Below are 13522 nucleotides of genomic sequence, written 5' to 3'. Positions count from 1 at the left end.
AGTTGGCCGGAGAACTCCCTCTCCCGCTTGCGGGAGAGGGAAGGGGTGAGGGCCAGCAGCGGTGGAAAAGCTGGAGCCCTCTTGCGCCTCAACGTCCTGTCGTGCGCAGCTCCGGTGCCTCGGGCAAGCGCACCATCTCCGGCACGCTGACGACCACCAGCGTCTGGTCCGGCGACAGCGAGGACAGCGCGATCGATTCCCCCGCGTTCTCGCGCCGGGCGCCGGGCTCGCGCGTCTGCGCGGCGCGGCAGGCCGTCTCGTTGGCGCAGACGATCACGCGCAGCCAGCGGTCCTGGTGGCGGATGCGCACCTCCGCCTGGTCCCAGTGCACCGGCAGGCAGGCGGTGACGCGCAGTCGGCCCTGCTCGACGACGACGCCGCAGATCGACTCCAGCGACGCCCGCAGCAGCCACCCCGCCGAGCCGCTGTACCAGCTCCAGCCGCCGCGGCCGACCCAGGGCGCGTGCGAGTAGATGTCGCCGGCCATCACGTAGGGCTCGATCGCGTAGATCGGTCCCAGCCGCGGATCGGCCCATCGGTGCGCGGGGCTCAGCCCGGTGTAGACCTGCCACATCGTGTCGCGCTGCCCCAGCCGCGCCAGCGCCATCAGCGCCCACACCGCCGCGTGGTTGTACTGGCCGCCGTTCTCGCGCACGCCCGGCGCATAGGACTGGATGTAGCCCGCGCTCGGCTGCGCCATCGCCAGCGGCGGATGCAGCAGCCGCGCCAGCTTCGCCACCGGATCGAGCAGGTGCGCGCAGGCGCTCGACATCGCCTGCCGCGCATGCGCCGGATCGGCCGCCGAGGTCAGCACCGCCCAGCTCTGCGCGATCAGGTCGATCTTGCACTCCGCGTTCTCCGACGAGCCCAGCGGCGAGCCGTCGTCGAAGAAGCCGCGCCGGTACCACTGGCCGTCCCAGCCGGGACCGTCCAGCGCCGCCACCCAGCCGTCGCGCGCCGCCTTCCAGCGCTGCACGCGTTCATGCTCGCCGCGCGCGGTCGCGACCGGCGCGAAGTCCTCGATCACCTGCGCCAGGAACCAGGCCATCCAAACCGATTCGCCCTTGCCCTCGTGGCCGACGCGGTTCATGCCGTCGTTCCAGTCGCCGGTGCCGAACAGCGGCAGGCCGTGCTGCCCGCTGCCCAGACTGCGGTCGATCGCGCGGGCCGCGTGCTCGTAGACCGTGGCCATGGGACCGTCGGTGCGGGGACTCTCGTAGATGTCCTCGGCGCCCTCGGGCACCTGCTGCCCGTTGAGGAAGGGCACCGCGTCCTCCAGCAGCGTCAGGTCGCCGGTCCGGACCAGGTAGTGCGCCAGCGCGTACGGCAGCCACAGCCGGTCGTCCGAGAAATGCGTCCGCACGCCCGCGCCGCCGGGTTCGTGCCACCAGTGCTGCACGTCGCCCTCGGGGAACTGCCGCGCCGCGCTGCGGCGGATCTGGTCGGCCAGCAGTTGCGGCGCGACGTCCGTCAGCGCCATCGCGTCCTGCAACTGGTCGCGGTAACCGAAGGCACCGCCCGCCTGGTAGAAGCCGGCGCGCGCCCACATGCGGCAGACCAGCGTCTGGTACGGCAGCCAGTGGTTGGTCAGCGCGTCGAAGCGCGGATCCGGCGTCGACACTTGCAGGCCGCCCAGCAGCTCCGGCCATTGCCGCCGCTGACGGTCCAGCCGGGTGGCCGGATCGAGCCTCCAGGCCGCTTCCATCAGTGCGTGCGCGGCCTCCGGCGTCGGGGCGTGACCCAGCAGGACGGTCAGTTCCGCGGGCTGCGTGCCGTCGAGTTCGAGGCGGGCGGCCAGCGCTGCGCAGGCGTCGAGCCCGCCGCCGCTGCGACGGCCCAGCGCCTTGGGCAGCACCATGCGGCCGGCGCTGTCGAAGAACTCCCGGCGGTCGCAGGTCCAGTCCTGCTGATCGAGTCGCACGCGAGTCGTGCCGGCATCGGCACCGCCGCGCGCAATCCCGCCGTCGGTCGGTTGTCGCGGGCGGATGCACAGCGCCGCCGTCGCGTCGCCGAATCCGCCGAGGTGGTCGAGCTGCGTCGCCTGCAGCGCGAGCGCGCGTTCCGGCTGCGGCAGTCCGGCGCCGAGTTCACCGACCGTCAGCCAGTCGTTGTGCGTCGTCACCGACAGGCGCTCGCCGCGCGCGCTGCCGAGTTGCCACTCGGCCAGCGCCACGAGCCGCAGTCGACGGCGTGATCGAGCCCCGGAATCGATGCGCACCTGCACCTGCTTCACCGAGGCGTCGCGGTCCACGCACCAGCACAGGTCCACCTGGAGATCGCCCAGCCGCTGCCGGCTGCGCGAGTAGCCGATGCCGTGCTCGATCGACAGCGGCGCCTCGCGGCGCAGTTGCCGGCCCAGTGGCCAGACGCGGTCGTTGTCCAGGTCGTGGAGCAGCAGCCACTCGCCGGGCGGATCGATCAGCGGATCGTTGGACCACGGCGTGACCTGGTGCATCCGGCTGTTGCCGGCCCAGGTGTAGCCCGCCGCGATCTCGGTGACTTGGCAGCCGAAGTCGCGGTTCGCGAGCACGTTGACCCAGGGCTTGGACGGATGCCGGTCCGGCGACACCTCGAAGGAGAAGCCGCCGTGTTCCGGGTCGAAGCGGCCTTCCGGCGGCCGCGGCGTGGCTTCCGGTCTTGGCCGCTCGGCCAGCGCATGCGCCACCGGCAAAAGCGCCGAGTCGTTCGCCGGCGCGGTGTCCTCGATCCAGCGTTCGAGCTGCTGGGAGAGCGAGCGGCCATCGGCCTGCAGCCGCAGGCGCGTCAGCGTCTGCAGCGTGAAGCGCTCGTCGGGGTGCAGGTCGCCTTCGCGCAGCACATGCAGCGCCGAACAGAGGTGGCCCGGCTTGCCCTGCGCCTGGCCCTGAAGTCGGGCCTGCAAGGCCTGCAGCGCCTGCTGCACCGGCGCGTTGTACGACGAAGGTTCCTCGTTGAGCACGACGAGGTCGACGCCCACCGCGTGCGTGGTCCACATGCGCAGCGCCTTCTTCAGCGCGCGGATCAGGTCGATGCCTTCCTCGCCGGTGACCGTGACCATCAGGATCGGCCGGTCCCCGGAGATGCCGAAGCGGTACAGCGCGCGCCGGTCGCAGCGGCCGCGCGGTTCGCGGACATGCGCGGGCTCACGCACCGCCTGGCCGGTGACCAGCGTGTTGAGCTGCAGCAGCGCGCCCCAGGTGGCCGTGTCGAACTGCAGTTCGCGCAGCCGGATGCCGCCCATCGTGTGCGACATCGAGGCGGAGCGCTCCACGTGCGCCGCCTGCCGGTACTTGTCGACCAGCGCGCGCAACAGGTCGCCGTCGCGCGAGGCCGCCGTGCAGAAGGTCAGCCGCACGGTGGCGCCTGGCGCGATCTCCAGCCCGACGCGCAGGCCGGCGATCGGATCCAGGCCGGTGTCGAGCAGCCGGCCCGGTTCGCCGGCGGCGGTCACGTCGGCCTCGTCGTCGACGAACTCCGGCCGCGCATCGCCGACCGGTCGCGTCGTGCTGCCGTAGCGGCCCAGCCAGCGCCCGCGATCGGCGATCGGCAAGACCTCGCGCACCGTGTAGCCGTCGGCACCGATGTCGAGGCCGTCACGCCCGCCAGCGTCACGCGCTTCGCGGCTGTCGCGGCTGTCGGCCGCGCGGACGTCGTCGCGGCGCGCGGCCTTGCCGCAGGCTGCGCCGCCGTCGACGCCGGCCAGGAAGAACACCGCGCGCATTGCCGCCTCGTCGAACAGCCGCGGCCGGCGCCGCAGGTGCAGCGCGTGTTCCGCCTCGTCCCAGCGGGCCTGGATGAACAGGTTGGAGAAGGCCGGGTGCGCCTCGTCGCCGCGCTGCGGCGCGAGCGTGGCCTCGAAGGAGGACACCAGATCCATCGACAGCGGCGTCGTGCCGCGGTTCGTGAGCTCGACCTGGCGCAGTTCGCAGTCGTCCTCGGGACTCACCCAGACCGTGGTGCAGCTGTGCAGGTCCGGCCAGCCGGCCTCGAAGATCACGCGCTCGGCCTGCATGCGGGCCGTATAACGGGCGCGCGGATCGGGCGTCGGGCGGGCGGTGTTGCTGAACCAGTCGTCCTCGCCGGCGCGGCGCAGCATCGTGAAGCTGCCGTGCTGGTCGCGCAGCAGGTCGTCGCGCCAGCGCGTGACCGCGACGCCGTCCCAGTTGCTGTAGCCGCCGCCATGGCTGCGCAGCACCACCGAATAGCGCCCGTTGGTCAGCATGTGCGTCAGCGGCAGCGTCTCGCTCAGCGGCTCGCTCTCGCGCACCATGCGCGTCTTGCGCACCTGGCGCGTGCGCAGCGTCGGATCCACGACCGCCGTCGACAGCGGCGCGACTTCGCGCGGTGCGCGCTCGTGCAGCAACGTGGCGACGGCCTTCACGTGCGGATCGCTCATCAGCCAGCGGCGCGGCGCGTCGTCGGCCAGCAGGTTGGTCAGCGCGACGAATCCCATCGCCTGGTGGTGGGCCATGTAGGTCTGCACCAGCGTGAATCCCGCGCCGGCGGTCTGCCGCTGCGGCGTGTAGTCGACGGCCTCGATGAAGCCGAAGGCGCCGCGCGCGCCCAGCCGTTCGAAGGCCTGCAGGTTGGACACGACGCGCACCGGCGCCACGATCGCGGCCATTACGGCCGCATAGGGCGCCAGCACGCGCTCGTCGACGGCCAGCCGCGCCAGCGCCAGCGTCTGCACGCCCTGCGGGCCGTACTGGTAGGCGAGGGTGTGGTCCTGTCCGGCGATCGCCGACTCCGAGATGCCCCACGGCGTGCCCTTGCCGCGGGCCTCGAAGCGCTGCTCGGCCACCGCCGTGCGGATGGCGCGGCCCAGCGCGCTGTTGGCCGGCTCGCGCAGCACCAGCGAGGGCATGAGGTACTCGAACATCGAGCCCGTCCAGGACTTCAGCCCCAGCGAGTCGCCGGCCGCTTCGCGCGAGAAGAACGGCCGCCCCAGCGAGCGCCAGTGCTCCGGCGGCAGATCGCCCTTGGCGATCGCGATCAGGCTGGTGAGCCGGGCCTCGCTGGCGAGCAGGTCGTAGTGGTTGTCGTCCAACTGCTGCGCGTCGCCGCGCCAGCCGATGCGCAGCAGGCGCCGCTCGGGATCGAACAGCGGGCGGTAGTCGGCCTCCAGGCCGAGGCGCCGCGCGCGCTGGGCGAGCTCGCGCAGGCGCTGCCGCGACTCGGCGAGGCCCGCGCCGTGATCGCGCCAGAACGACTCCAGCTGCGCGATCAGGTCGCGCAGCAGCCAATGCGCCGCCGTCGCCTCGTAGTGCTCGGCGGTGGCGAGGCCGTCGAGCTCCGCGCGCGCCGCCGCGACCTGCACGCGCAGCACGGCCTGTTGTTCCTCGGCGCCGGCGCCGGCGTTCTGGGGATCGATCAACGCGGCCACCAGCGAGGCGCCCGCGCCCAGCACGCCGTCATTGGCCAGCGGCGGTTGCATCACGCGCAGCCGGTGCAGCGTCTTCATCAACGCCTCGCGCGGGGCCGCGGCGAGCTGGTCCGGCGTCATCTCCGCCGCCAGCTCGCAGGCTCGCGCCACCGTCAGCAGGTGCGCCGAGCAGTTGCCGCTGTCGACCGCCGACACGTAGCCCGGCGCCAGCACGACCAGCGATTCCGTGTCGTACCAGTTGTAGAAATGGCCGTGCCAGCGCGGCAGGCGCTCGAGCGTGTCCAGCGTCGCCGACAGCCGCTCCGACATCGTCACGACGCCGATGAAGCCCATCTCGCGTGCGCAGGCCACGGCCAGCAGGTAGAGACCGATGTTGGTCGGCGAGGTGCGGTGCGCGATGAGCAGGTGCGGCGTCAGCTGCACGTTGTCCGGTGGCAGGTGGTTGTCGGCCGCGCCGACGTGCGTGTCGTAGAAGCGCCAGGTGTCGCGCGCGAGCTGCCAGAGGTAGTCGCGGCCCTGCGGATCGAGCTCGGCCTCCCGGTTCAGCAGCGGCGCCCGCGGCGCGCTGGCCCACCAGATCCACAGCGGCGAGAGCGCCCAGACGATCAGCAGCACGACCGCCGCCGTGCCCTCGACCGGCGCGCCGGACAGGGCGGCGGCGGCCAGCACGCCGCCGAGCACCGCGGCCGCGATGGGCACGCGCAGATGCTGACGGACCAGGGCCGGCAGCTCGCGCCGCGCGGCGGCCTGCGCGGCCGCGGCCGTCGTCCATTCGAGCAGCCGGCGTCCCGACACGGTCTGCCGCCACAGGGCCCGGCCGATCGCGTCGAGGTACAGCAGCGACAGGTGCAGCAGCAGCGCGACATGCCAGGCCGCGAGGCCCAGCGCACGGCGCAGGTCGAGCGCGGTCTCGCGGTAGAAGTGCCGCCGCGCCAGGCCGTCGCGGCTGGGCACCAGCCCGGCCAGCGCGCCCACCAGCGGCCCGACCGCGAAAGCGCCGGCGACCACCGCCAGCGTCAGCCAGAAGGGCAGCACCTCGGTGCCCAGCACCAGCAGCATCAAGCCGAGCGACATGGGCGCGACCAGCGAGCGGCGCAGGTTGTCGATCAGTTTCCAGCGGTTGATCGGCGCGATGCCGTAGCGGCCCGCGCGCGCGATGAAGGGCAGCAGCTGCCAGTCGCCGCGTGTCCACCGATGCAGCCGCGCATGCGCGACGTCCGCGTGCATCGGCGAGTCCTCGACCAGCGTGATGTCGGAGATGCCGGCGCAGCGCGCGATGCTGCCTTCCAGCAGGTCGTGGCTCAACACCTGACCCTCGGGCAGCCGCGCATCGAGCACCGCATGGCAGGCCCGCACGTCGAGCAGGCCCTTGCCGGTGAAACTGCCTTCACCGAACAGGTCCTGGAAGATCTCCGAGCTGACCGCGCTGTACGGATCGATGCCGAACTGGCCGACGAACAGGCGGTGGTACGGCGTGCTCTCCTTGTCGTCGGGCATGGGCGCGAGCACGCGCGGTTGCAGGATGGCGTAGCCCTCGACGACGCGACGCCGTTCGGCGTCCACGCGGGGACGGTTCATCGGGTGGGCGGCGGTGCCGACCAGCGCGCGCAGGCGGCCCGGCGGCATGTCGGTGTCCGCGTCCAGCGTGATCAGGTGGCGCACGCCGTCGGCGGGCCGCGACATCGGGCCGAAGTCGACGAAGGGCGACGTCCCCGCGGAGGTCGCCAGCGTGCGCAGCAGCAGCTCGATCTTGCCGCGCTTGCGTTCCCAGCCGATCCAGCGGCGCTCGGTCGCGGACCACTCGCGCTGGCGGTGCAGCAGCAGGAAACGCGGCTGTCCGTCGGCCAGCGGGCCGTGGCGCTCGTTGAGCGCCGAGATCGCGTCCGCCGCGGTGACGACGATCATCGTGTCGCCGGGCTGGTGTTCCTCATAGGCATCGGCGTGATCGCTGAGCAGCGCGAACTGCACCAGGCGCTCGGGATTGGCGAGGTGGTGCTGCTCCAGCTGCGCGATCAAGGGCGCGATGGCGTCCTCGTTGGGCAGCAGCACCGGCATCACGACCAGCGTGCGTTCCGCGTCGGGCAGGCCGGCGGAGAAGTCCAGCCGCGGCAGGCGCGCGGGGCGGGCGAGCTCGCTGACCCAGCGGTTGGTCAAGGCCACGACGGCTTCGCTGATCGGTCCGGCGGCCAGCACGGCGGCGGTCCACAGCAGCCAGGTCGCCGCGCCGGGATGGGCCTGGCTCATCAGCCAGTACAGGCCGAGCAGGCCCAGCAGCGCGAGACCGCCGAGGTAGGCCACCGCCGCCCAGCGTTGGCCGGGCGCCGTGTCGTGCGGCGGCCAGCGGCGCTCCTGCAGGCCCAGCGCCGCCAGCAGCGTGGGCCGGCCGGCGCCGCGCCACCAGTAGACCGGCGCGCTGCGGCGGTCGGGCTCGCCGTCCTCCGGCGGGCTGGCGCGCTGCGTCAGTTCCAGCAACTGCCGGGCGATGTCGAGTTCGCTCTTGTCGCACTTGCGCGCGAGCGCTTCGATCTCGTGCAGCGTCATGTCCTGCGTGTCGGGCGCCTCGGCGGCGAACACCGGCGAGCGGCCCAGCGTCTGCATGACGGGGCTGACGGTCTGGATCAGCCGGCGCCAGTCCGTCTGGTCGATGCGCCGCAGCGCGGTGATGGCATTGCGGATGCTCTGCAGGTCGCGGATCGATTCGTCTTGTTGCCGCGCGAGCGCTTGCGCGGGCGCGGGCAGGCGCGTGCTGAGCCAGGCGGCCAGTTCGCCCATCAGCGGCTGCGGCAATTCCTCGAGGCGATGATCGACCTGGAGCCAGAACGCTTCGAGCACGCCGCGTTCTTTCATGCGCGGCTCCAGCCGCGTGATCGCCTCGATGCCGGTCTCCGCGGGGCGGCCGTCGTACCAGTGATGGACGACGTCGCGCGCCGCCTGCAGCGTCGCGAAACGCTCGGCCAGCCGGCGCAGGTTCTCGACCAGCACGACGCGCAGCGTCGTCGGCAGCGCCCACAGCTCGGCCAGCGAGAGCGCGCGTTCCTCCTGGTACGCACGCAGGTAGGCGGCCAGCAGCTCGGTGTCGAAGCCGCCGTCGGTGTGCGCGACCCAGGCCCAGGCGATGCCGTAGATGCGGGGCAGGCCGGCCAGCGGTTCGTCGCGCAGTCGCGGCAGCAGCCGGAAGAAACCGCGCGGCAGGCCGCGCCGCACCTGATGGGTCTGTTCGTCGATCAGCGCGGCGTTGTCCAGCAGCCATTTGCCGGCGGCGCCGAGGTGGCGGAAGTCGCGATGGCGCTTCTCGATCAGGCGCCGCGCCTGCTGCAGCATCGCGACGTTGTCGTCGAGACGCGGGAAGAACTGGCCGGCGCCGGCCGTGCCCTGGACCGCCTGCGCCTGCGCGAGGCTGCGCCCGTGCTGCTCGAAGCGCGCCAGACCGAACAGCACGGCCCGGACCGGCGGCTCGATCGTGCCGAGTGCCGGGTCGAGCAGCGCAAGTTCTTCCGCAATTTCCGGGGAGGGGTCCGTCCCCGGCTCGGAGGAGCGGTCCGACGGTCCCTCCGACGGGGGTGCCGGAGGTCGATGTGGGTCGTTCGCGCTCCGGACTTCGGTCATAGCCAGTGGGCAAACAGGCCGAAGGTGATGGCGCTGAGGGCGGCCGTCGTGGCCAGCCGGGGCAGCACCAGCCCCCGTGCACGTTCGGCGAACAATGCGACGCCGAACCATCGCCCTCGGGCCTTCGCGCACTGCATCAGGTGGCGCTGCAGCGCTTTGGCCTGGTCGTTGATGTGCGGGACGGCGGTGCCGACCGGACCGACCTGGACGATCGGGCTGAGCGGGCCGACTGGGCTGTTCATGGTGGGAACCTCTCTGCAAGTGGATGAAGCGGTCTGAAACCGGACGTTTCAGCTTGGCAAGCCCCATGCCTGCGCAAGCATTCGGTCCGGGTGCCGCGGCTGGCCATCCACATACCCATGCCAAGGCATGAATTCGAGCGCGATGTCAAGCGCGCGGGAAGACCACGTCTGTCCCTGCTTTGTCCCTGGCTTGTCCCGTCCGCAAACCCCGCCTGTCCCTTGGCTGTCACCGGGGTGGTGGTCGCGTGTGTCCCTCGCCCGGCCCCGTCGTGCCGGGGCGGGACACCCACCCGGCGAGGGGGACGATGCAGGGCTACAGAGGCGCGGGGATGTCTTGCAACCCCGATGAACACGGACCTTTCCGGCAGGCTGCCTCAAATGAGGGGGGCTGTCCCCGCTTAAGGAGTAGGGGGTGCGCGGGCCGCGGGTCGCCTCCTAGACTTCGCAGCAATCGCATCGCAACAGGGGCGCCATCGGCGCACGGGAGGGTGATCATGCTCGCGACAGCCTGGTTCCAGAGAAGTCGATACGCCTGTGCTGGCTTGTTGGCGAAAGGGCTCCTGATGGCGGCCTCCGCGGCCGGCCTGCTGGGCCTGTCCGCGGCGCCCGCCGCCGGCGCGCCGATCACGCTCACGACGACCCAGACCTCGGTGGTGCTGGATGCCGGCGACAACTTCGTGATCACCGGCCAGATCACCAACGTCAGCGGCGGTCCGCTGCTGACCACCGACTTCTTCCTCTCCCTCAGCGGCTATCCGTTCCCGTATGTCGACGTCACGCCGCTGCTGGGCGATCCCGAGGTGCTGATCCCGGACCGCACCATCAGCCCGGTGCTGGATTTGCTGATGATCGCGACGCTGCCCGACATCCTCGCGGACCTGAACTTCAACCTCTTCCTCCTGCTGCAGGACATCAACGGCAACTTCGCCGACGAGGTGTCCGTGGCGGTGACGGTGCGCGCCGCGGCGGCGAGCGAGGTGCCGGAACCCGGCACGCTCGCGCTGGCGCTGATCGCGCTCGCGCCGCTGGTCGTCCGACGCGCCAGCCGCGCGTCGGGCCCGTCGGCGCCGACCGCGACGCTGCCCGCCGGCACCTGAAAACGGATGGCCGGCGGATCGCGCCGCCGGCCGGTTTCCTCTCCCGTCTCCAGCAGCGGACCGGCCCTCGGGCATCAGGCGGTCGCGGTCGGGCACGACGGGCCCACATCGACTCTCTTCGAGACATCACAAGGGGCAGGCATGGCCACAGTCGTCTCCGCGCGCGTGACCCTCGGCGCGCCATTCATCCAGCGCTTCGCCGGTCAGGTGAGGTTGAACATCCCGTTGATGAACATCGGTGAGTCGGCGCTCCAGGGCGTGCAGATCACCAGCATCACCTACGGCAGCGCCACGCGGCAGAGCCCGCCCAACGCGCCCATCGTGCTGGGCACGCTCGGGGCATCGTCGTCGACGACCTTCGCCGGCCGCTTCTCCGATGCGGGGTTGGCCGACAACGCCAACCTGTTGCTGACGGTGCGCGGGTCCTACCTGGTCGCCGGGGTGGCCTACGGCCTGACGGTCAGCCGCTACGTGCGGGTGCCGGCCGCGGGGAGCTTCCCGGCCGACGAACTGCGCGCCTCGCTCGCGGTCACGACCACGCCCAACTACTGGAGCTACACGCTGACCAACAACGAGTCGGCGGGCAGCCCGCAGCGCATCGCGACGCTGTCGTTGACGGTCAACGCGCCGGTGACGGTGACGGGCACGCCGGCGGGATGGGAAGCGGACACCGACGGCATGACCTACGTGACCTGGGTCGCCTCGGACCTGCTGCCGCCGTATCCGAATCACGTGGCGCCCGGGGCGTCGTTGTCCGGTTTCCAGCTGATGAGCCCGCGCACGAGCTCCGAATCGACCGGCGCGAGCCTGGTCGCCTGGAACCACGCGGCCGACGACGCCGGCAAGGTGGCCGCCGACTACACGCTGACGCCGTCGCGGGCCTGAGCCGCGCCGGCAAGGAGTGATCCATGACAGAACGCACCTTCGGTTTCGGGCAACGCGTCGCGGCGCTCTTGCGGCGCGGCATGGGCGGTTTCTCCGCCAGCGACTCGCCCGCCTTGCGCTCGGATGACGCCATCGATCTCCAGGGACACCTGGCCGACAACGCCTTCGACAACTTCACCCGCTCGCTGGGCAGCCAGGGCTCGCGCCGCGACGTGCTGAAGGTGTCGGTGCTGGGCATGTTCTCGACGCTGGCTGGGGGTCTGTTGCCGCGACCGGCTCAGGCGGCGGCGGACTGCCTGTGCGGTCGCCAGCTCTACGACCCGGCGCTGCAGTGCTGCCTGCCCAGCGGCGCCATCGCCAACAAGCATCCGGTGGCGGATCTCGCGGCCTGTCCCAACCGGGTCGCGCATCCCGGCTACAGCTGCACGCCCAACGGCTGCGGCGCGGCGGGCGGCACGCAGTTCCCGTCGCAATACGGCGCGGCGAGCTTCCTGGGCTGCTGCAACGGCCACGATTGCTGCTACGGCGAGTGCAACCAGGCCAAGGCCGGTTGCGACAACACCTTCTACAGCTGCATGACGGGCTCCTGCGATGCGGCCTACCCGGTCAACCTGGTGCAGGTCGGACCGATCACGGTGGACAGCAACAAGATCAAGCGCGGCGCCTGCAAGGCGGCGGCGGGAGCCTATTACCAGGCGGTCAACAACGCGGGCGGCGATGCCTTCACCGCCGCGCAGCAAGCCGGTTGCGATTGCTGCGGCACGCAGCCTTGCCCGACCTGCCCCGGCGGCACCTGCGGCGCGTTGCCGAGTTGCCAGGACCCGGGCTGCGTCTGCTTCCAGACCATCGAGGGCCGCGGCTTCTGCCACCTGCCGCAGTCGTGCGCGGGATTGCCGACCTGCTCGTCGTCCGCCGGTTGCCCGTCGGGATGGGCCTGCGTGAGCGTGACCTGCTGCGGATCGACGCCGATCTGCATCCGGCCTTGCTTCGTCGTGGGATCGAGTCTGGCGAGCCGCTCGGCATCGGTGCCCAGCTTCGGCATGACGACGGCGGGTCCGGCATCCGGCTCGGAAGAGATGCGGGCGAAATAACGCAGCGCGCTGTCATGTCGCCCGGCCACTCGGCCGGGCGCAACCATTGGTGGCGACACCGGACAAACGGAACGGGAAGGGAGACGTATCGTGGACATCCTGATCGTGTTGGGGGGCTGGTTCCTGGCGGGCGTGTTCGCGCTCGCGGCGTGGTCCAAGCTCGCGGAGCCGGACGCGACCGCGCAGGCGCTGCGCAGCTTCGGCGCGCCCGCAGCGCTGGCGCGCTCGGGCGCCTGGCTGCTGCCGCTGCTGGAATTCGCGGTCGCGCTGCTGGTGGTGCTGCCGTGGGCGCCGGCCCTGGGCATCGCATCGGCCGCCGGCCTGCTGGCCGTCTTCGCCGCGGCGATGGCGGTGCAGCTGGCGCAGGGCAACAAGCCCTCGTGCAACTGCTTCGGACAGACGCGCTCGCAGCCGATCTCGTGGGCCAGCGTGGTCCGTAACGGCCTGCTGGTGGCGTTGGCGGCCTGGTTGCTGTCCAGCGCGCTGGCGGGCGAGGGCGCGGCATCGTTGACCGGCACGCTGGTCTCCGGCGGACGGGGTCAGGTCTTGCTCTCGACGGTGCTGGTGCTGGCGGTGGGATTGCTGGGTTGGCTGGTGCTGCATCTGGCGCGCCAGCAGGGTCGACTGCTGCTGAAGATCGACCACCTGGAGCTGCGGCTGCAGTCGCTGGGCATCGAACCCGCGGGCGGCGTGCCCAGCCTGGAGACGCTGGTGTCCAACCAGGTGCTGCATGTCGGTCAGGCGGCGCCGGCCTTCGCCGCGCCAACGGTGGCGGGGAACACGCGCACGCTGGCGGACTACGTCGCGCAGTCGGGGTCGCAGCTGCTGGTCTTCGTCGGACCGCAGTGCGCGCCGTGCCACGAGGTCATGAAGGAGATGGCGTCCTGGCGCCGTCAGGACGGCGAGCCTGTGCACTGGCTGACCATCAGCAGCGGCAGCGCGGAGTCGAACCGCACGACCTTCAACAACCTCGCGCCGGATCGCGTGGTGCTGCAGTCGGGTCAGGACATCAACCAGCTCTTCGGCGTGATCGCCACGCCGAGCGCGCTGTGGGTGGGCGCCGACGGACGCATCCTGAGCACGGTGGCGGTGGGGCGCGACGCGATCCGCGCTTTGTACGACGCGCCGGTGCTGGCGCAGGGGGACGGGCACGCGCTGCCGTTGGCCTCGGCATGAACGGCCAGCCCCGGCTCAGGCTGGGGCAGGCCGCTGGACGTCAGCAGCTTCAGGTGCGGCGCC

At 71.8% G+C, this 13522-nt stretch carries 6 protein-coding genes; 4 read left to right on the top strand and 2 right to left on the bottom strand.

Features of this window, described 5'->3' with window-relative positions:
* Positions 1–88: 88 nt before the first annotated feature.
* Both AC1VNM_RS12045 and AC1VNM_RS12040 read right to left on the bottom strand, forming a co-directional pair.
* Positions 89–8800: a GH36-type glycosyl hydrolase domain-containing protein gene (locus AC1VNM_RS12045; protein ID WP_483107060.1), complete on the bottom strand. Its 8712-nt coding sequence runs from the start codon at positions 8798–8800 to the stop codon at positions 89–91.
* Positions 8801–8964: 164 nt separating this feature from the next.
* Positions 8965–9210, bottom strand: a complete 246-nt coding sequence (locus tag AC1VNM_RS12040) for a hypothetical protein (RefSeq protein ID WP_431104440.1) — start codon at positions 9208–9210, stop codon at positions 8965–8967.
* Between the two features lie 563 nt (positions 9211–9773).
* Here AC1VNM_RS12040 and AC1VNM_RS12035 point away from each other — a divergent pair.
* From AC1VNM_RS12035 to AC1VNM_RS12020, 4 genes are all read left to right on the top strand, one after another.
* The gene (locus tag AC1VNM_RS12035) at positions 9774–10307 is read left to right on the top strand and encodes a hypothetical protein (RefSeq protein ID WP_483107059.1); all 534 of its coding nucleotides are present in this window, start codon (positions 9774–9776) and stop codon (positions 10305–10307) included.
* 141 nt (positions 10308–10448) lie between these two features.
* Entirely contained in the window at positions 10449–11192 is a 744-nt protein-coding gene (locus tag AC1VNM_RS12030; RefSeq protein WP_377153471.1) for a hypothetical protein, read from the top strand.
* A 23-nt stretch (positions 11193–11215) separates the two neighbouring features.
* Positions 11216–12283 carry a hypothetical protein gene (locus tag AC1VNM_RS12025; RefSeq protein ID WP_377153473.1) on the top strand — a complete coding sequence of 356 codons (1068 nt, stop codon included), beginning with the start codon at positions 11216–11218 and terminating at the stop codon, positions 12281–12283.
* A gap of 90 nt (positions 12284–12373) precedes the next feature.
* A complete protein-coding gene (locus AC1VNM_RS12020) occupies positions 12374–13459 on the top strand; it encodes a MauE/DoxX family redox-associated membrane protein (protein WP_483107058.1) in 1086 nt (361 codons plus the stop codon).
* The last annotated feature ends 63 nt before the right edge of the window (positions 13460–13522 follow it).

Source organism: Mitsuaria sp. MSU3D, assembly GCF_056867975.1.
The sequence above is the reverse complement of the archived record's forward strand: the minus strand, read 5'-3'. Positions and strand labels throughout refer to the sequence as shown.

Coding starts and splice junctions, on each gene's coding strand:
- AC1VNM_RS12040 (WP_431104440.1), bottom strand. CDS start 9,210: ATGAACAGCCCAGTCGGCCCGCTCAGCCCGATCGTCCAGGTCGGTCCG.
- AC1VNM_RS12035 (WP_483107059.1), top strand. CDS start 9,774: ATGGCGGCCTCCGCGGCCGGCCTGCTGGGCCTGTCCGCGGCGCCCGCC.
- AC1VNM_RS12030 (WP_377153471.1), top strand. CDS start 10,449: ATGGCCACAGTCGTCTCCGCGCGCGTGACCCTCGGCGCGCCATTCATC.
- AC1VNM_RS12025 (WP_377153473.1), top strand. CDS start 11,216: ATGACAGAACGCACCTTCGGTTTCGGGCAACGCGTCGCGGCGCTCTTG.